Origin of the sequence: Micromonospora sp. NPDC048935 (genome assembly GCF_043197875.1) — a bacterium.
Classification (GTDB): Bacteria; Actinomycetota; Actinomycetes; order Mycobacteriales; family Micromonosporaceae; genus Micromonospora.
Window position 1 is genome coordinate 307,889 of sequence record NZ_JBICTZ010000009.1, and the last position, 20,380, is coordinate 328,268.

The 20,380-nt window shown below is 73.2% G+C and carries 11 protein-coding genes; all 11 read right to left on the bottom strand.

Annotated features, from left to right (window positions below; translation table 11 throughout):
• Positions 1–310: 310 nt before the first annotated feature.
• The 11 genes from ACGFIW_RS24705 to ACGFIW_RS24755 all read right to left on the bottom strand — a co-directional run bounded on the left by ACGFIW_RS24705 (position 311) and on the right by ACGFIW_RS24755 (position 20,279).
• Entirely contained in the window at positions 311–5,566 is a 5,256-nt protein-coding gene (locus tag ACGFIW_RS24705; RefSeq protein ID WP_393320018.1) for an SDR family NAD(P)-dependent oxidoreductase, read from the bottom strand.
• 57 nt (positions 5,567–5,623) lie between these two features.
• A complete protein-coding gene (locus ACGFIW_RS24710; RefSeq protein WP_393320021.1) occupies positions 5,624–5,815 on the bottom strand; it encodes a ferredoxin in 192 nt (63 codons plus the stop codon).
• Positions 5,812–7,044: a cytochrome P450 gene (locus ACGFIW_RS24715; protein ID WP_393320024.1), complete on the bottom strand. Its 1,233-nt coding sequence runs from the start codon at positions 7,042–7,044 to the stop codon at positions 5,812–5,814. The genes ACGFIW_RS24710 and ACGFIW_RS24715 overlap by 4 nt, the downstream gene beginning before the upstream one ends.
• A gap of 28 nt (positions 7,045–7,072) precedes the next feature.
• Positions 7,073–8,614 (bottom strand): AMP-binding protein, encoded by a 1,542-nt coding sequence (locus ACGFIW_RS24720; RefSeq protein ID WP_393320027.1) that lies wholly within the window; start codon positions 8,612–8,614, stop codon positions 7,073–7,075.
• Positions 8,611–14,925, bottom strand: coding sequence for an SDR family NAD(P)-dependent oxidoreductase (locus tag ACGFIW_RS24725; RefSeq protein ID WP_393320030.1), 6,315 nt, complete (start codon positions 14,923–14,925; stop codon positions 8,611–8,613). Before ACGFIW_RS24725 ends, ACGFIW_RS24720 begins: the two co-directional genes overlap by 4 nt.
• Before the next feature lie 38 nt (positions 14,926–14,963).
• The gene (locus ACGFIW_RS24730) at positions 14,964–15,485 is read right to left on the bottom strand and encodes an FcoT family thioesterase (protein WP_393320032.1); all 522 of its coding nucleotides are present in this window, start codon (positions 15,483–15,485) and stop codon (positions 14,964–14,966) included.
• 22 nt (positions 15,486–15,507) lie between these two features.
• Entirely contained in the window at positions 15,508–16,395 is an 888-nt protein-coding gene (locus ACGFIW_RS24735) for a TauD/TfdA dioxygenase family protein (protein WP_393320035.1), read from the bottom strand.
• Between the two features lie 707 nt (positions 16,396–17,102).
• The gene (locus tag ACGFIW_RS24740) at positions 17,103–17,444 is read right to left on the bottom strand and encodes a DMT family transporter (RefSeq protein WP_393320037.1); all 342 of its coding nucleotides are present in this window, start codon (positions 17,442–17,444) and stop codon (positions 17,103–17,105) included.
• Complete coding sequence (locus ACGFIW_RS24745; protein WP_393320039.1) at positions 17,441–17,806, bottom strand: DMT family transporter; 366 nt, start codon at positions 17,804–17,806, stop codon at positions 17,441–17,443. The genes ACGFIW_RS24740 and ACGFIW_RS24745 overlap by 4 nt, the downstream gene beginning before the upstream one ends.
• Positions 17,806–19,212: a BTAD domain-containing putative transcriptional regulator gene (locus ACGFIW_RS24750; protein WP_393320041.1), complete on the bottom strand. Its 1,407-nt coding sequence runs from the start codon at positions 19,210–19,212 to the stop codon at positions 17,806–17,808. Before ACGFIW_RS24750 ends, ACGFIW_RS24745 begins: the two co-directional genes overlap by 1 nt.
• A gap of 170 nt (positions 19,213–19,382) precedes the next feature.
• The gene (locus tag ACGFIW_RS24755; RefSeq protein WP_393320043.1) at positions 19,383–20,279 is read right to left on the bottom strand and encodes an NAD(P)-dependent oxidoreductase; all 897 of its coding nucleotides are present in this window, start codon (positions 20,277–20,279) and stop codon (positions 19,383–19,385) included.
• Between the last annotated feature and the right edge of the window lie 101 nt (positions 20,280–20,380).

Below are 20,380 nucleotides of genomic sequence, written 5' to 3' on the forward strand. Positions count from 1 at the left end.
CGGCATCCCCCCGGATGAAAGCTCGACCACGCCCTTCGCCGTCGACTCCATGATGCGCAAGACCCCCGTCGATGGACACCCCTATAGGGGTGCGGTGAATAGGGGTGCCGGTGCGCACGTCTTGACCCGGGATCACGGATCACCGGGCCTGGCTAGGGGGTCACTTCATGAAGCCCGCAGGCTTGTTACCAATCGTTTACACCCAGGACGGCGCGGCGACGGCAGTGGTCACCTGACGGTGGTGCCCGGTCCAGGCGCATCACCGACGCGGCTCTGGACGGGGACGGGTTCCTGGGTCGGATCGGCCCGGTCACCGGAGGTCGAGTTCGTCCGCGGCGAACAGCCCGAACATCTCGCGGTCCGGATCGTCGCGACCGGCCCGCCGGGGCAGCGGCAGCAGGGTGCGCAGGTGCTCGGCCAGCTCGGCCGGGGTCGGGTGGTCGAAGACCGCGGCGGGTGGGAGCCGTATGCCGGTCGCGGCGACGAGGTGGTTGCGCAGTTCCACCGCGGCCAGCGAATCGAACCCGGCCTCGCGGAACGACCGATCGGCCAGGATGTCGCCGGCCGCCCCGTGCCCGAGGACCGTGGACGCGCTGCCCCGTACCACCTCCAGCAGGACGCGCCGGCGTTCACATTCGGACACCGCGCTCAGGCGTCGCGCCAGCGCGGGCCCATCGGCGTCGCCCGCACCGGCGACGCGGCGCATCGGAGCGCGGACCAGGGACCGCAGCAGCGAGGGCGCGCCGCCCCCGGCCGCCCGGAGGGCCGCCAGGTCCAGCCGTACCGGCACCACCGTGCTCGCGTCCAGCCCCAGTGCCGCGTCGAACAACGCCAACGCCTCCACGGTGGACAACTCCCGTATTCCCGTGCGCCGGAGCCGGGCCCGGTCGCCCGCGTCCAGCCCGCCGGTCATGCCGCTGGTCTCGGCCCACAGGCCCCACGCCAGCGACAGGGCGGGTCGGCCGCGCTCCCGGCGACCGGCCGCCAGGCCGTCGAGGAAGGCGTTGGCCGCGGCGTAGGCGCCCTGACCGGCGGTGGGCAGGACGCCCGCGACGGACGAGAACAGCACGAACGCCGACAGGTCCAGCCCGGCGGTCAGCTCGTCCAGTGCGACCGCCGCGTCGACCTTCGGGGCCAGCACCCGCTCCATCTGCTCGCCGGTGATCATGGTGACGGTCGCGTCGTCGACCACACCGGCGAGGTGGATCACGGCGCGTAACGGTGCTTCGGCGGGGACGGCGGCGAGCAGCGCGGCCAGCGCGGCCCGGTCGGTGACGTCACAGGTCACCACGTCCACCCTCGCCCCGAGGCCGGCGAGTTCCGCGGCCCACCCGGCGGTGTCCCCGGCGGCCGGGCCGCGCCGGCGGGTGACCAGCAGGCGTCGCACCCCGTGACGGGTCACCAGGTGGCGCACCAGCCGCCGACCCAGCGTGCCGGTGCCCCCGGTGACCAGGACCGTGCCCGTCTCGGACCCCGGGAGAGCGCCGGCTCGCGTCGCATGGGCCCGGACCAGGCGCGGTACGAGTGCCGCGCCGTCGCGGAGCACGAGGTGGTCCTCACCGGCGGCGGCCGCGAGCGCGACGGCGTCCAGGATCGGAGTCTCCCGGCCGAGTCGGTCACCGGTCACCAGCAGGAACCGGCCGGGATGCTCGGCCTGCGCGGAACGCACGAGCCCCTCCGCCGCGGCGTGGGCGGGCAGACCGGCACGCGTGACGACCGCGAGCCGCATACCGGCGTGGTGTTCCTCCTCCAGCAGCCAGCTGCGGATCAGCGTCAGCGCCTGCCGTACCGCACCCCGCGTGTCCGCTCCCGGGTCGAGCGCGGCGACGGCCACGCCCGGCGGTCCGGCGGGATCCGCCACGGCCGGCGGAGAGACCAGGGCGCGCGGGCCGAGCGGGGGCAACGGTACGGCGCGCCGGACGCCGACCGGCCGACCGGACACGGGCACCGTCTCCACGACGAACAACGCGTCGCGCCCGGGCCACGCCTCGCCCGCGTCCCCCGGGGGTGGCGGTCGCAGCGTCAACGCCTCGATGGCCGCGACCGGGCCGCCGGACTCGTCGGCGACGGTTACCGACACCGTCCCGGCGGCCGCCGGGGCGAGCCGCACCCGCAGCACGGCCGCGCCCGTCGCGTACACCTCGGCTCCTTCGAAGGCGAAGGGCAGCACTCCCGCACCGCCGGTGGGCACCAGGCCGGTCAGGACGATCGGGTGCAACGCGGCGTCCAGCAGGGCGGGCTGCACCAGCCAGCCGGTCGCGTCGACGCCGCCCGGCAGAGCCACCTCGGCGAACACCTCGTCGCCGCGCCGCCAGGCGGCCCGCAGGCCCCGGAAGGCCGGACCGTACCGCAGGCCGGCGCCCGCGAGGCGGGCATAGCAGCCGGTCAGGTCGAGCGGGTCGGCATCCGGTGGCGGCCAGATCGGGAGCCCGGGACCGGGCACACCGGCCGGGGCGAGCACGCCGGACGCGTGGCGGGTCCAGGGCCCGCCCTCGGCGGGACCGGGCCGGGCGTACACCTCCACCCGACGCCGGCCGGCGTCGTCCGCCTCGCGCACGACGACCTGGACGTCCATTCCGTCGCCGTCGCCCTCGGCCAGCACCAGCGGGGTGTGCAGGAGAAGTTCGTCGAGCCGGTCGCAGCCGGCCTCGTGGCCCGCCCGCAGGGCCATGTCCAGCAGGGCCGTGCCCGGCAGCACCACCCGCTCACCCACCCGGTGGTCGGCCAGCCACGGCCAGGTGGCCACCGACAGCCGCCCGGTGCGGACCGTGCCCCGGCCGTCGGCGAGCTCCACCGCCGCGCCGGACAGCAGGTGGCCGGGATCCGGGGCCAGGCCGCCCGCGGACGGCCGGAGCCAGAACCGCTCGCGCCGGAAGGGGTAGGTCGGCAGGTCCACCCGCTGCCCACCCGGGCAGAGCGCCGCCCAGTCCACCTCGACCCCGGAGGTCCAGGCCCGGGCCAGACCCTCCACGACGGCCACCGGCTCCGGGAGTCCCGGCCGGCCGAGCGGGCAGAGCACCACCTCGTCCGGGCTTGCCAGGGTGTCGGCGGCCAGCCCGCACAGCACGCCGTCCGGGCCGGCCTCCATCAGGTGGCGGATGCCGGCAGTCTCCAGCGCCCGGACGGCGTCGGCGAAACGCACCCCCTCGCGGGCGTGCCGCAGCCAGTAGGCGACCGAGGTGAGGTCACCGGGCCCGGCGCGACGGCCGGTCACCGTGGACACCACCGCCAACCGAGGCTCCCGGAACGTGAGTCCGGACAGCACGGCGCGGAAGTCGGCGAGCATCGGCTCGATCAGCGGCGAGTGGAAGGCGTGGCTGACCCGCAACCGGCGGGTCCGCACCCCCCGGCCGGCGAAGTACCCGGCGAGGTCGGTCACCGCCGGCTCGGCGCCGGAGACCACGACCGCCGCCGGGCCGTTGACCGCGGCGATTCCGACGTCGCCCGCCCGGCCGGCCAGTGCCGCCAGCACCTCCGCCTCCCCGGCGGCGACGGCCAGCATGGCGCCGGCCTCCGGGAGCGCCTGCATCAGCCGTCCCCGGGCCGCCACCAGTCTGCACGCGTCCGGCAGGTCGAGGATGCCGGCGACGTGCGCCATCGCGATCTCCCCCACCGAATGGCCGGCCATCAGGTCCGGGCGGACCCCGCAGGACGCGAGTAGACGGAAGAGCGCCACCTGGTAGGCGAACAGCACCGGCTGGGCCCACTCGGTCCGGCGCAGCGCCTGCTCGTCCGAACCGAAGGCGACCTCGTTCAGCCGGCCGGGGAGCAGGCCGTCCAGCACGTCACGCGTCTCGGCCCAGGCCGCCGCGAACTCGGGGAAGGCCGCGTACAGCTCGGCGCCCATGCCGGGTCGTTGCGCGCCCTGGCCGGCGAAGAGCAGACCCAGGCCGGTCCCGACGCCGCGGGTCACGGAACGGACCACCCCGGCCCGCTGGGCGCCGGAGGCGACAGCTTCGAGCCCGGCGCTCAACTCCGGTCGTGAGCGCCCGGCCACGACGGCCCGGTGCTCCAGGGGTGTCCGGGTGCGGGCCAGCGACCAGGCGACGTCCACCGGCCGTGCGTCGGCGGAGGGTCCCCCGGCGGACCCCAGCAGAGCCGCCGCCCGGTCGCGCAGCGCATCCGCGTCACGCGCCGACAACACCCAGGGTACGACGACGGGCTCGGTCGGCTCCGAGCCGAGATCCGCCCGGGGAGCAGCGGCGACGTCCTCGATGATGACGTGGGCGTTGGTGCCGCTGATGCCGAACGACGACACGCCCGCCCGCCGTCTCCGGTCGGTGCCCGGCCAGGGCTGGTCCTTGGCGAGCAGCCGCAGCCCGCCGGTCCAGTCGATGTGCGGCGAGGGCGTGTCCGCGTGCGGGGTCCGGGGCAGCAGGCCGTGCCGCATGGCCATGACCAGCTTGATGACCCCGGCCACACCCGCGGCGGCCTGGGTGTGGCCGATGTTCGGCTTCACCGTGCCGATCAGCAACGGCCGGTCGGCGGGACGGTCCCGACCGTAGGTGGCGGCAAGCGCCTGCGCCTCGATGACGTCGCCCAGCCTGGTGCCGGTGCCGTGGGCCTCCACCACGTCCACGTCGGTGGCGGCCACCCCGGCGTCGGCCAGCGCCTGCCGGATGACCTGTTCCTGCGCCTCGTCGTTGGGGGCGGTCAGGCCGTTGGACGCGCCGTCCTGGTTGACCGCCGAGCCCCTCACCACCGCGAGCACCGGATGGCCGTGACGCCGCGCGTCGGTCAGCCGTTCCAGCAGCAGCAGCCCCGCGCCCTCGGCCGGTCCGAAGCCGTCGGCCGTCGCGGCGAACGCCTTGCACCTGCCGTCCGCCGCCACCGCCTGCTGCCGGCTGAGGTTGACCAGCCAGTTCGGGGTGGACATGACGGTGACCCCGCCGGCCAGCGCCATCGTGCACTCGCCACGCCGCAGCGCCTGCACGGCGAGATGCAGCGCCACCAGGGACGAGGAACAGGCCGTGTCCACGGTGATCGCCGGGCCGCGCAGCCCGAACGTGTAGGCGATCCGGCCGGACAGCACGCTTGTGGTGTTCCCGACGGCCAGGTAGCCGTCCAGGTCCCGGCCGGCCGGATCACCGAACCGCGGCGCGTACTCCTGGGGGGCGGCGCCGACGAAGACGCCGGCCGTCTCGCCGCGCAGGTCACCCGCGGGCAGGCCGGCGCGTTCGAACGCCTCCCACGCCACCTCCAGCAGCAACCGCTGCTGCGGGTCCATCGCGAGTGCCTCGCGTGGCGAGATGCCGAACAGCCCGGCGTCGAACCCGGCGACATCGCGGAGAAACCCGCCGGCACGCAGATAGCTCGTCCCGGGTCGCAACGGGTCGGCGTCGTACAACGCGTCGAGGTCCCAGCCGCGGTCGGCGGGCAGCGGCGAGATCGCCTCCCGGCCGCCGGCGACCAGGTCCCACAGCTCCTCGGGTGAGGTGACTCCGCCGGGGAACCGGCAGGCCATCGCGACGACGGCGACCGGCTCCCGCAGCCGCTGCCTGGTCTGACGCAGATCGGCGGTGGCCAGCCGGAGGTACTGGCGCAACTGTTGTTCGCTGGCGGACACGGCGGAACTCCCCAGGGGCGAGACGGGGCCGGGACGAGGCGGGGCGGCTCGGGACGGCTACTCGATGCTGATCACCTGGGCCGGGCAGCCCACCACCGCCTCCTCCACCGCCTCGTGCTGGTCGGCAGGTGGTTCCGCCTGCAGCACCCGGACCACGCCGTCCTCGTCGCCCTGGTCGAACACCTCAGGTGCGGTGAACGCGCACACGCCCGATGCCACGCACCGGTCGGCGTCCACCCGGATCCTCATGCCGACGCCCCGGCCGTCGCGGACCGGACGGCGGTCCAGTCCACCGGCACCTCGGCCGGCCCGAACACCGGCGTTCCGGTCTTGAACGGCACGTCCTCCAGCGGCACCGCCAGGCGCAGCGACGGCACGCGGCGCAGCAGCGTCTCCAGGACCACTGTGAGTTCGAGTCGCGCGGTCTGCTGCCCGAAGCACTGGTGGGTGCCGTAGCCGAAGCCCATGTGCGGGTTGGGCCGCCGGCCGACGTCGAGCCGATCGGGGTCGGCGAACGCCTCGGGATCGCGGTCGGCCACCTGGATGGCGGCGACGACGTAGTCCCCCGCGGCGACCGGGTGACCGCCGATGTCGGTGTCGCGGGTCACCTGGCGCACGATCCCCGGCGCGCCGCCGAAGAAGCGCACGAGCTCCTCCACCGCGCCGGGCACCAGGGTGGGGTCCGCCCGCAGCCGCTCGAATTCCGCCGGGTGCGCGAGCAGGGCGAGCACGCCGTGGGACATGACGGTGGCGGTGGTGTCGAACCCGACGGCCAGCATGGTGGCGGCGATCGCCACCAGTTCCGGGTCGCTGAAGGGCCGGTCGCCGGCGGCGCTGCGCGTGATCATGCGGCTGAGGGCGTCGTCGCCGGGGTTCGCGCGCCGCTGCACGATCATCTTGTAGAGGTACGCGTGCAGGGGCTGGACCGCGGCGGCGAGGTCCTCCTTGGTGGTGCCGGTGAACACCGCCGTGGCGGCGTTCTGGAAGAGCTCCCGGTCGCCGGGCGGCACCCCGACGAGGTCGCCGATGGTGGCCGCGGTGACGGGCAGGGCGAAACCGGTGTAGAAGTCGGCCGGCGGGCCGGCCGCGGCCAGGGCGTCGAGTCGTTCGTCGACGATCTGCTGCACGATCGGGCGCAACGTCGCCATCCGCTTGGGCGTGGCGAGCTCGGGGGCCATGTGCTGGCGGAACCGCTGGTACTCCGGGCCGTCCAGGCGGGTGAACTCGCCCACCCCGACGGGCCGGTCCGGGTCGGCGTGCGCCATCAGGTGGATGGCCTGGCCGGCCCGGCTGCTGAAGCGGTCCGCGTCGCCGAGGACGTCGCGGACGTCCGCGTACCGGGTGACCAGCCAGGCGGTCAGCCCGGTCGGGCATCTCACCCGGCTCACCGGCGCCTCGGCGCGCAGCCGCGCCGTCTCGGGCGCCGGGCCGAACGGACACTCCTGCAACCGGGGTGTCGGCAGGGGCGCAAGGTCCATGGTGGTTCTCCGTCTCCGGTGCGTCTGGTCAGGAAAGGTCACGCAGATGGCGGCGCAGGATCTTGCCGCTGGCGTTGCGCGGCAGGGCCGCGACGAAGGCGTACTCGGTGGGAGCCTTGTAGTCGGCCAGCCGCTCCTTCAGGAAGGTCCGCAGCTCACGGGGGGACGGCTGGTGGTCCGGCCGGGGCACCACGAACGCCTTGACCGCCTCGCCGCGGACCTGATCGGGCACCCCCACCACGGCGACCTCGGCCACCGCCGGATGCCGGCCGAGGGTCTTCTCCACCTCGGCCGGGTACACGTTCTCGCCGGCCACCAGGATGACGTCCTTGATCCGGTCCCGGATGTAGAGGTAGCCGTCCTCGTCGAGGTAGCCCGCGTCGCCGGTGTGCAGCCACCCGCCGGCGAGGGCGCTCTCGGTGTCGCGGGGACGCCGCCAGTAGCCGTCCATGACGGCGGGGGTGTCGAGGTAGACCTCACCGACCTGCCCGGCGGGCAGCGGGTAGCCCGCGCCGTCCACGATCTGCACGGCCACCCCGGGGTACGGGCGGCCGGCCGCGGTGAGGCGGGAGCTGCCCGGGACGTGGTCGGACGGCGGCAGGCAGACCGCCGACGCGCAGGTTTCGGTGAGCCCGTAGATCTGCGCGAACTGGCAGCCCATCACGTCCAGGCAGCGCCGCAGCAACTCCTCGGGGATGGGGCTGCCGCCGTAGACGACCTTGCGCAGGCCGACGAAGGCGTCCCGTCCGGCGCCCGGCTCGTCCAGCAGGATCCGCAGCATGGACGGCACCATCATGGTGTTCGTGATGCCGCCGTCCCGGATCAGGGCGAGGGTCCGCGCGCCCTCGAAGCCCTGCCCGATCACGCTCGTGGCGCCGGCCCGGAAGCCCTGTAGGAACCACCACGGCGGGCCGATGTGGTGACCCGGCAGGACGTGCAGGATGCGGTCGTCCGCGCGCAGTTCCAGCCAGTCGAGCCGGTGCCGGGCGAGCAGGTCGTTGACCGCCCAGAAGCTGCCCTCGCCGAGCACCACCCCCTTGGGCGCTCCGGTGGTGCCGCTTGTGTACATCTGCATCAGCGGGCGGCCGGGACCGGCGGTGGTCGCGGGGATCGGGACGCCGGGTCGGCTGCGGGCCGGGAGACCCAGGTCGAGCACGGTACGCAGACCCGGCAGCGCCGTCCGCAGCCGTTCCACCCCAGGCCGGCGTTCGGGTTCGGTGACCAGGAGCGCGACCTCGGCATCGCGCAGCACGTGCTCCACCTCCACCGGGGTGAGCCGCGGGTCGATCGGCACCAGCACCGCGCCGATCTTGGCGCAGGCCAGGAGAAGGTCGTGGTAGTGCTCGGTGTCCCTGGCGAGGTACCCGACCCGGGCTCCGGGGGTGATGCCGTCGGCGAGCAGTGTCTGCGCGGTGTTGTCGCTGCGCTCGTGCAGTTCGCGGAAGGTCAGCTGCCGCCCGTCGCACTCGACGGCGATCCGGTCCGGCCGGACCTCGGCGTGGTGTGCCGCGGTGGCGGCGATGGTGGAGAACCGCGGGGTGGAACCGGCGGACGGCCCGGCGTGGCTCATCGGGTCTCCTCGTCGGTGCTCCCGTGTACGGTGGCGAGCTGCCCGTCGATGAACTCGGCGAGTTGGGCGACCGACGGGTGGTCGAAGACACTCGCGGTGGACAGTGGCATCCGGAAGCACGTCTCCAATGCGTTCTTCAGCTCGACGGCGGCCAGCGAGTCCAGGCCGATCTCGAAGAAGCGGGCGTCCGGCGGCACGTCGTCGGGGCCGTCGTAGTGCAGTTGGGTGGCGATCAGACCGCGTACGGTCCCGGAGACCGCCTCGCGCCGGTCACCGTCCGGGAGTGCCAGCAGCGCCCCCAGGTCGACGGTGGCGCTCGGCGCGGACGGGCCCCGGCCGACCTCGTGGTACAGGCTGTTGGGCTGCGGGCGGGTCGACGCACACCGGTCCCAGTCGACCTCGGCGATCGTCACCTGAGCGGGTGGCCGGCTCAGCAGGCGGAACAGGGCACGCACCCCCACGGCCGGCCGGAAGAAGCCGAACCCCTGGCGCTCGATGTTCGTGACGTACTGCCGGTCCATGCCCGCCGCCAGGCCGATCTCGCCCCAGGCTCCCCAGTTGACCGAGGTGCCGGGCAGACCGGCGGCGTGCCGGCGACACATGAGATCGTCCAGGAACGCGTTGCCCGCCGCGTAGTTCGCCTGGCCGGCGGTGCCGAGGATCGAGGTCGCCGACGAGTAGCCGACGAAGAACCGCAGCTCGGGGTGGTCGAGGGCGGCCCGGTGCAGCAGCAGGCTGCCGTACACCTTGGCGTGGAAGACGGTGTCGATGCTCTGCCAGGTCTGTGCGGCCACCGGCGCGTCGGCCAGCACACCCGCCGCGTGCACGATGCCGCCCAACGGCTGCGGGCGGGACGCCAGATCCGCGAAGACGCGCCGGACGTCCGCAGGGGTGCCGACGTCGCCGGCGTAGGTGATCAGCTCGGTGTCCGGGCCCAGCCTGGCCCGCAGGGCCGCCAGGTCGTCGGCGGGCGGGACACTCCGGCCCAGCAGGGCGATGTGGCGGGCGCCGTGCGCGACGAGGCGTTCCGCGACCAGCCGGCCCAGCGCACCGAACCCTCCGGTGACCAGGTACGTGCGGTCCGGGCCGATCTCGACCGGCGGCACGGCGGGTGACGGCTCGTCGTCGAATCCGATGACCAGCTTGCCGATGTTGGCGCCCCGGCTGAGCACCCCGAACGCCTCCTCGACCTCGTCGAGGTTGTAGACGGTGGTGGGCAGCGCGCCGAGGTCCCCGGCGGACACCAGCTCCATGACCGGGCCGAGCACCCCCTGGGCGAGTTCCTGGTTCTCCGCCGCGCTGGCCGCGCCGAAGTCGAAGGTGTGGTAGGTGACGTCGGGCCGGGCGTGGCCGATCTCGGCGGGCGTCCACGCGCCGATCTTGCCGAGTTCGACGAACCGGCCCTCGCGCCCCAGGGACCGCAGGCCCGCCTCGACGTGGTCGCCGCCGAGACTGTGCAGGACGACGTCGACGCCCTCGCCGTTGGTGGCGGCCAGGATCTCGTCGGCGAAGGCGAGCGTGCGGGAGTTCATCAGGTGCCGCACACCCTGGGCGCGCAGGACGGGCCACTTGTGCGGGCTGGCGGTGGCGAAGACCTCCGCACCGGCCCGCTGGGCGATCCGGACCGCGGCCTGGCCGACACCGCCGGCCGCGGCGTGCACCAGGACCCGGTCACCGCGCCGGATCCCCGCCAGCCGGTGCAGCGCGTAATGGGCGGTGAGGTAGGCCACCGGCAGGGCCGCGGCCTCGGCGAAACTCAGCTGGGCGGGCTTGCGGGCGGCCAGCGCCGATTCGGTCGTCACCATCCGCCGCAGTGCCCCGAGGTGGGCGCCGACCACGGCGTCACCCACCCGGAACGGGGCAAGGGGGCCGGCCGCCGTCACCACGCCGGCGTATTCCAGGCCCAGCGGCAGCTCCGGCGGAGCGAGCCCGGCCTCCTCGGCGACCTGGCGGTGCAGGCCCAGCACGTTGAGGACGTCCTTGACGTTCAGGCCGGCCGCGTGGACCCGTACCTGGATCTCGCTGCCCCGGGGGATCGGCGGCTCGGTGAGCGGCACCGCGGCGATGCCACTGAACTGTCCGTACTCCCTGATGACCAGCTCGCGGTCGGTGCGGGGGCCGCCGGTCCCGGCGTACACCCGGCGCACGTGGCGCAGTCCGCCGCGGTAGGCCACCTGATACTCGGCGGAGTCCTTGGCGGCCCACTCGTCCAGCAGCGCGGCGCCATTCCGGCCGGCGTCGTCCGGCGTGGACGGCGGCAGGTCGACGAGGGTGACGCGGTACGCGGGGTACTCGGTCCACATGGTGTGGCCGAAGCCCCACAGCGTGGCGGCGGCAGTCGGCTCCGCCGCGACTTGACGCTCGGCGCCCGGCACCCACTGGCCGTTCTCGGTGACCAGCCACAGCCTCTGGTCCGGACCGAAGCCGGCACCGGCCAGCGCGTCCCGCAGGGCGAGCAGGTCGCGGTAGTTGCGCTCGCACTCGGCGGGCAGCTCCTCGCCGGGCTCCGGCGGCCGCCAGAACCAGCAGACGTGGGTGGGCCGTTGCGGCAGCAACCTCGCCGCGTCGGCCGCCGTGTCCGCGACGAGGAGGGTCACGTCGCGCTCCCGCGCCGGATCGGTCAGCGCCGCGAGGCAGGTCGGCGACGGCCCGACGAGCAGCACCCGGCACGGCTCCGCACCGGTGACCCGCAGCGAGCGCTTGATCCACCGCACCTCGGAGAGCATCCGGTCCCGGTCCGGTGCGGCGTTGGCCACCCGCCGCAGCGTCAGGCCGGCCAGCACGAAGACGGTCCGGTCGCCGTCCAGCACGAGCAGGTCCGCGGTGGGCGGCTCCGGCTGCTCCCACCGGTCCGTGCCGTCGGCGGGCGCGTTGACCCGCAGCACACTGCGCAGCGTCTCGCCGCGCGGCTTGCGCAGCAGCCGCCAGCCGTCGAAGCCGACCGGCATGGCGACGGTGTCGCTGTCGTCGGCGAACATCGCGATGGTCTGGAAGGCGCAGTCCAGGACGGCCGGCGGCAGGTGCTCGCCCAGGGCCGGCTCCGCCCCGCGTAGCGCACCGACGGCGACACCGGCGCCGTGCCGGGAGGCCCCGGTCAATCCCTGGAACGCCCCACCGTACGTCACGCCGAGCTCGGTGAAGTCGGCGTAGAGGTCGTCGGCCGACCGCCGGGCGGTGGGCTCGCCGGCCGCGTCCGCCAGGTCCCGCAACTCGCGTTCCGTGCCGGCGAGCCGGGCCGTGGCTTCGTCCGTGCCGCAGGCCCGGATGGTGGCGGTGACGTGGCGGCGTTCGATCGGCTCGCCCGCCGGATCGTCGTCCCGCACCACGCTGGTGATCTCCACGTCCGCGACGCCGTCCGGGCCGTGCCGCAGCCGGGTCCGCAGCTCGACGGCGCCCTCCTCGGGAACGAGGAGCGCCTCGTGGATCGTCAGGCCGGTGACCGGCAGCCCGGTCTCGCCGAACACCGCGTCCTGCAGCGCCAGCAACATCTCCACGTAGCCGGCGCCGGGGAAGACGATCCGGCCCATCACCTGGTGGCCGGCCAGGTAGGCAGGTCGGCGGGCGTCTATTCGCGCGGCGTACGCCCGTACCCCGGTGGCACGCTGCTCCTCGGTGGTGACGTCCCGCCCGAGCAGCGGGTGTGTGCCGGACCCGCCACGGACCGGGCTGGCGTCGTTCGCCGCCGGCAGCCAGTGCCGTCGCCTGTCGAAGGCGTACGTGGGCAGGGTGACCCGGCGCCCGGGACGGCCCCGGTGGTAACCGGACCAGGAGACCGGGGCACCTGCCACGTACAGCTGGGCCAGGGCCTGGCGGGCCACCGTGCCGTCGGCGTCCTCCGGGTGCAGGGTGTTCAGCCACAGGTGCTCGCCGGCCCGCTCGAGGCACTGCTTGCCCAGGCCGACGAGGTCGGTGGCCGGACCGACCTCCAGGAAGACGTGGCTGCCACGGGCGGCGACGGCCCGCATCCCGTCGGCGAAGCGCACCGGCTCCCGCAGGTGGCGTCCCCAGTAGTCCGGGGTGGACAGCTCGGCGGGGTCGGCGACCTCGCCGGTGAGATTGGAGATGAGGGTGAACTCCGGGCGGTGGAACGTGAGGCCCGCGACGATGTCGGTGAGTTCCTCGGCGGCTGCCGCCATCAGCGGTGAGTGGGAGGCGCAGGACACCGCGATCCGCCTGTGCTTGATCTCGCTCCCGGCCAGCCGCTCCTCGATGGCCGCCAGGGACTCCCGACCGCCGGAGAGGACGAGTTGCCGGACGCCGTTGACCGCGGCCACCGACACGTCGTCGTGACCGGCCATCAGCGGGGTGACGTCCGACAGCGGGGCCTCGACCGCGGTCATCGCGCCCGGCGGCGAGTCGTCCATCAGCCGGGCCCGGTGCGCCATCAGGGTGACGGCGTCGTCGAGGGTGAACAGCCCGGCGGTGGTGGCCGCGACGATCTCGCCGATGCTGTGGCCGGCCAGCACCGAGGGACGCACCCCCCACGACAGCCACAACTGCGCCACCGCGTACTCCAGCATGAACAGGGCGGGCTGCATGTAGCGGATGCGGTGGATCAGCTCGGCGTCGTCCGCACGACCAAGCAGCATGTCCCGGACCGACCGCCCGAGATGCGGGGTGAACAGCCGGTCGCAGGCGTCGAGGTGTTCGCGGAACGTGTCGTGGCGCTCGTAGAGGGGTCGGCCCATGCCGACGTACTGCGAGCCGCCGCCGGAGAACAGGAACGCCACCTTCGGCGGGCCGCTCGTCCGCTCCGGTCGCCCGGACCGGGTGACGGCACGGTCGAGCAGCCGGGCGACGTCGTCGTGGTCCCGGACCACCCCGGCCGTCCGCAGGTCGAAGTGGGCCCGGCCGGTGGTGGCCGTGTAACACAGGTCCGCCACGTCGAGGTCCGGCCGGTCCCGCAGCATCCGCTGGTAGCGCCGGATCTGTCCGCGCAGCGCGGGTTCGCTCTTCGCGGAGAGGGCGAAGATGTGCTCCTCCCCGGGCCGGGGCTCCGGCCCCGGCCCGACGCCGGGTGCCTCTTCCAGGACGACGGAGGCGATGATGCCGGTCAGGCCGAAGGAACTGACAAGCGCCCGCCGCGGCTCCGCCGTCCAGGGGCTCCCCTTGGTGGGCACGGTCACCGGGATGGTGTCCCACGGGATGCGGGTGGACGGTGTTTCCAGGTTCAGGTGCGGATAGATCTCGCCGTCGCGCATCTGCAGGACCGTCTTGATGAGACCACCGACGCCCGCGGCCGACTCCATGTGCCCGATGTTCGTCTTGACCGAACCCACCACGAGCGGATCTTGTACGGTGTGGCCGGTTCCGAAGACGGCGTTGAGCGCGCCCATCTCGATCGGGTCGCCCAGCGGGGTGCCCGTGCCGTGCGCCTCGACGTAGGAGACGTCGCCCGGCTGGAGGCCGGCCACCGCGAGCGCGGCGCGGATCAGCCGTTCCTGGGCGGTGCCGTTCGGGACCATGAACGAACTACTCTCGCCGTCCTGCCCGACGGCCGAGCCCCGGACCACGGCGTAGACGCGGTCGCCGGCACGCCGGGCGTCGGACAACCGCTTGAGCACGACGACACCACAGCCCTCACTGCGGCAGTAGCCGTCGGCCGAGTCGTCGAAGGTCTTGCACCGGCCGTCGGGCGCCAACATGTTGCCGTGGCTGGCGAGGATGTGGGCGCGCGGGCTGTGGATGGTGTTCACGCCGCCGCACAGCGCCAGATCGGTCTCGCCGGCCCGCAGCGCCTGGGCGGCCAGGTGCACCGTCACCAGGGACGCGGAACAGGCGGTGTCGACGGTCATGCAGGGCCCGCGCAGGCCGAGGAAATACGACAGCCGGCCGGACAGCGCGCTGAAGGTCGCCCCGGTGGCCATGTAGGTGTTCAGTTCCGCGTACGAGTAGGCGGCCATCTCACCGGCGTAGTCCGGGTTGCTGACGGCCATGTAGACGGCACTGTTGCCGTGACGCAGGGCGGACGGGTCGATGGCGGCGTCCTCGAGCGCCTCCCAGGCCACCTCCAGGGCGAGCCGCTGCTGCGGGTCGACGAAGTCCGCCTCCTTGGGCGAGACGTTGAAGAACTTGGCGTCGAAGTGGTCGACGTCGTCGAGAAAACCGCCCTGCGCGCATCGGATGGTGCCCCTGGCGTCCGGGTCGTCGGAGGTCAGCCCCTCGGGGTCCCACCGGTCGGTGGGCAGTGGCCGGATGCCCGATCGCCCGGCCCGCAGGAACGCGGCGAATTCGTCGGGAGTGGTGTTGCCACCCGGAAATCGCAGGCCGATACCGACGATGGCGATCGGCTCGCCGTACGGTGTGGACATCACTCTCCCTCGGTGGTGAAGGCTTGCCGGGTCGACTTCTATGCCTTCAGCGCGAGGAGCACCTTGCCGTGACAGGCGGCCCGCTCGGTCTCGCCGAAGCGGCACACGGTCTGCAGGAAGAGCAGGGGACCGTTGCCCCAGTCCCGCTGGAAGACGTCGACGACGTCGAGTTCGCCCCAGAAGCCGCTCCCCCGTCCGCGCATGTGCTCGCGGAAGGAGCTGTGGAAGTCGACGATGAACATGTCGGGCAGCTGCCGCTCCCAGAAGTCGTCGACGGTCCAGTCGGCGAAGGCACGGATCGCCCGCTCCTTGATGGACTTCGCGAGGACGAAATAGACCATCTGGTTGAAGCAGATGTTGAACTCGACCGCGTTGAAATGCCCGGTGTCGTCGATGTAGCAGGACTCCGGGATGTGCAGCCGCCCGTGCACGCTGGCCTGCCCGCCCTCGTCCGCGGGGTCACCCTTGACCGAAACCGTGGCGGAGGTCAGATAGCGGCAGTGCGGCTTGTAGACCCGAAGCACCCGCTCCAGCAGGACATCGTCCCCGCCCAGCTCCATCGTCATCTCCCTCGCGACCCGGTTACTGCCCGATGCCGGGATAGAAGTCGTACTCGTCGTGCACCGTCACGCGGAACGAGACGGTCGGCTCCGGCTGCGGGGTGTGCAGAGCGCGGTGCACCAGGCTGCGGTTGTCCCAGATGAGCAGGTCGCCCGGGTCGAACGTCTGCAGGTGGATGCCGGGATGCGTGAAGGTGGTGTCGGCCTGCCCGACGGCCTCGAACAGCTCGGGGAGCAGGCTGTCGCGCAGCGGCTGACCGCCGGCGTCCAGCACCTGGTGGCTGACCGCCTCGCTGATGTAGAGGACGTCGTCGCCGGTGACCGGATGCGGGAACACGGTGGGGTGGGTGACCGCCGGGGTCTTCTCCTCGATCTCCGCGAGGACCTCGGAGATCGGCCGGTAGACGTCGGAGGGCCGGACCTTGAAGTACCGCCGCACGCTGTTCACCACGCGCGTGCCCGCGATCTCGGCGCGCAGCCCGGCGGGCAGTCGCGCGTACGCCTTCTCCATGTCGATGAAGAGGGTGCCGCGCCGCCCCTGCGGGATGACCTGCGGGTAGATCAGGGTGAGGCCGAACGGGCGTGGCATGAACGAATAGTCGTGGTGCCAGAAGTTGCCGGTCTTGGGGACGCCGACCTGCCTGCCCTCCGCCTTCACGTTGGAGGAGACGAAGATCTCGGGGTGCTCGGGGTGGTGGTACATCGGCTCGTAGTAGGTTTCCACCTCCCCGAGCCGCCGGCCGAACGCGATGAAGTCGGCGGGCGAGAGCTTCTGGTTCCGCAGGACCACTATTTTGTGCCGGTAAACCGATTGTTTAAGATCCGCGATGACGTCGTCCGGCGCATCGAGGACGCGCAGGTCCAGGACGGCGACACCGATACTCGTGTGTCCGGCCGATAGCGTGGTCACCAGCTCCTCCTCGACGGCGAGAGTCAGGTCTCACGTCAGGGTAGGAACGCGCGATCGGGGCGGACAGAGCCCGCCGCCGAGGCCGGGGGTGAACCTGGGGTCAGCGCCGCTTCCCTGGGGCCGATGCTGGGGTCGGCGCGGCGTACTGGGGTCTCCCGCTTTCCGGTTCTGGATGCTCGCGAGCATTCCGGCGGCGCCGCCCACCGCGCCGGACCGGCCGAACGACACGTCCGTGCCGGCGCGGTGGAACTCCTCGCCGAAGCCGGCGGCGTTCGACGGCGTGACCCCCCGCGGGTGACGACACCGGCTGCGACGCGATCGCCTGGGCGACGTCGAGCGTGATCTTCGCATGCGGATCCGGTGGCGGAGCGACCTCCTGCTACCCGGCCGGGATCGCCGCAGCGCCGCACTCGATGGTGCGGGCCTCGGTCGCCGACTCCCCGGCGGCCCGCACCGCAGGTCGGAGCAGCGTCATCTCCGTGCCGAAGGCCGAGACCGGGTTGGGCAAGAGCGGGCGGACGGCCGCCCTGCTGGATGGCGATCGACGAGGTGTCCAGCGGCGCGTCGGTGTTCGCCCCCTGGGGCGCGGCCGCGGGCGTCGCCCGGGTGGCGATCAGCCTGCCGACGGCGCAGGTGGAGCCCGGGTGGCAGCACCGGGATTCGGGCTCAGTTCGCCGGGAGAGCCTCGGTCACCGCCGAGGCTCCCGTCACTGCGTGGGTTGGACGGCGTGCGCGCCCAGCTCGACGATGAGCACGCCGATCGCGACCAGGCCGATGCCGGCCAGCATTCGGGTGGTGAGGACGTCCTTGAACAGGATGCGGGCAACGACCGCGGTGAGCGCGATGCCCGTGGCGGCCCAGATGCCGTACGCCACGCCGACCGCCATGCCGTGCCGCAGCGTGAGCGCGAACAGGACGAACGAGCCCAGGTACGCGGTGACGATCAGCGGCAGCCAGATCTTGCGTCGCAGGCCATCGGAGGCGCGCAGTGACATCGTGGCGACGATCTCCGAGGCGATGGCCGCGAACAGGTACAGCAAGCTCGTCATCGAACGGCCTCCGGGACCGCCTCGTCGGCGGCCGATGCCGTCGGGGTGTGCGAACCGAGCTCGATCAAGAGGACCCCCGCCACGATGACCGCGAAGCCGAGACCCATCACCCAGGTCAGCGGGTCGCCGAACAACGGGACGGCCAGCACCGCGGTGGCCACGACGCCGCAGGCGGCCCAGACGCCGTACGCCACCCCGATCGCCATCCCGGCACGCAGTACCAATGCCAGGAAGGCGAAGGCGAGCGCGTACCCGGCGACCACCACCACGATCCAGGCGGCGTGGTCGCTGGACGCGCGCATGGCCAGCGTCGCGCACGTCTCGGTGACGATCGCGCCGGCCAGGTAGGTCCATCGTCTCATCAGTCGCGTCCTTCCCCGCTGTGCACCTGCCAGGACGGCAGGCCGCCGACAACCGGCATCGAACGGACCCGCCAGCAGCTGTCCGGGCCGAGCACCGGACTGGCGACGACGGTGTCCTCGGTCGCCCGGCGGGTCGCCTCACACAGTCGAATCTCTCCGGCCTCGGTGTCCACGAGCAGGCGCTGCACGTCGTCCACGAGCACGCCGGTGATCGCGTGCGGAACCGCGTCCGGGTCGGGCAGGTGCAGGGGACCTGTGGCGATCGCCGCCTGCACGGCGGCTGGACCGAAGCGTTCACGCACCGCGGCCGCGGCCCGGATGGCGCGTTCGGCGTCGTCGGGGCCGCCCTCGGCCCGGCCGAAGACGGCAAGCGTCGTCGCGCCGAGCGAGGCCGCCACCACCCCGCCGGCACCGGCGACCTCGGCGGCGACGCCCGCGGCAGTGGTAGCCAGGATCTCGTCCAGCCGTTCGCTGGTGGCCGCCTCGGCCGGCACGACCCGGGCCAGCAGCAGGCTGACCGGGCGACGGGCCGCGCTGCGCTGCGCCGGGATCTGGGCGTGGGCCGGCGGCGGCGTGGTGCGGCAGTTGCCCACGTTGCGGCTCCCGCCGTGCCGACCGACCGCGCCCGCCGTCACCATGCGCTCCAGGCGGACGTTGCGGGGCTCGGGCAGCCGAATGGTCACCGGTGGTGTGGGTGGTGGCTCCAGTGAACGGTCGTGGTTGAGGATGGCGTACTGCAACTGCCGCAGCCCCGGGTCGGGCTCCAGGCCGAGCTGTTCCAGCCGGCCGCGCAGGGCGGCGTACACGTCCAGTGCCTCGGCCTGCCGGCCGCAGCGGTAGAGGGCCAGCATCAGCTGGCCGCCCGCCCGCTCCCGCAGGGGGGCACCGTCGACGAATGCCTGCAACTCGCCGAGGATGGCGTGGTGCCGCCCGCAGCGCAGCTCGGCGTCGAACCAGTCCTCCTGCGTGTCGAGCCGGGCGGCGTTCACGCGCGCCAGCTCCGGCCAGTGCAGTCCCTGCTCGACGAGGTCGGCCAGGACCGGGCCGCGCCACAGCCGCAGCGCTCCGCCGAGCAGGTCGGCGGCCTCGCCCGCGTCCCCTGCGGCGAGTAGGCGGCGACCCTCGGTCACGGCGTGCTGGAAGCGCGGCAGGTCGACGTCGGCCGGGTCGGTCTCCAGGACGTACCCGGGCTCGCGGGTGTCGAGCCGGGGCAGGCCGTTGCCGTCGGGCGGCGGCAACGTGCCGCGCAGCCGCCACACCGCGTTGTGCAGGATCTTGCGCGCGGAGGCGGGACGGTCCTCGTCGGACCACAACGCGCCCAGCAGCGTGCTGGACGCGACGACCTGGTTCGCGTGCAGCAGCAGGCAGCCGAGCGCCGCGCGCTGCTTTATGCCTCCCAGTGACACGATATTCGGGGAATTATCCACGGCGAGAGGACCCAAGATGCGAAAGCGCATGCGACTTCTAGACACCCTTCCGGGATCGATGTGCTGATCAGAAAGGCGAGCTCCCCTGTCGGAGCGCACGGCGACGTCGCCGTGCGCTCCGGAAGTCGGTCAGTGGTGGACGACACGCGTCAGGCGGAGGCCCCCCTGCGGAACACCTCGACCAGGGCCGCGTAGCTCTCGTCGGCCCGGCCCTCGGCGGCCGCGCGGTCGACCAACTGCTTGAAGAACCGCGGCAGCTCGGCGCTGATCCCCACCGCCTCGCTCTCGTGCGCCAGGTGCTCCAGCGCGTCCTGGTGCACGGTCAGGGTGGCGTCGGTGGCGGTGTACTTGCCCTCGTCGACCTGCGGAGCGTAGGCGGTCACGTACTCGGTGACCTCCTTGATCATCTGGTTGGCCAGCGGGGCGAACGTGGTGGCCTTGACCCCCGCCGTGCCCAGCAGGGCGGTGCCGTGCAGGAAGCCGTTGAGGATGCCCCACATCAGGCCGAGCAGGGCCATGTCGTGCAGCGCCGAGAGGCCGTGGTCGGCGTCGAGGTAGGTGGTGCCGGCCGCGCCCAGGGCACCCAGCGTCGCGGCGTGCTCCTCGAACGTGTCCTTCGGGCCGCTGTAGAGCAGGACCGCGCCGTCGGTGCCGATGACCGGCGGGATGGCCATGATCGCGCCGTCGAGGTACCGCGCATCGCGCTGCGCCGCCCACTCGGCGGTCTCCCGGGCCTGCGCCGACGTCCCCGTCGACAGGTTCACCAGGACCTTGCCCGCGAGCGCACCGGCGTGCGGGTCGAGGACGCCGTGCACGGCGTCGTAATCCGAGACGCAGATGATCACCAGCGGACTCGCGGCGACCGCGCTCTCCGCGGATTCGGCCAGGACCGCACCATCGGCGACCAGTTGCTCGGCCTTTGCGGAGGTGCGGTTCCACACCGTGGTGGGGTGCCCCTGCTTAACAAATGCCGCGGCCAATGCCTGGCCCATCAGTCCCAGACCGATGACCGTAACCGGTGCCTGGGCCGCATTGGGGTTCGACATAGAACACTCCCGTTCTGTACATGGTGGTCCGTCACCAAGACAATTGCACCGCCCGGCCGACGCGCGACAGTAACAGGAGTGCCGATTTTCGTAAGGTTTCT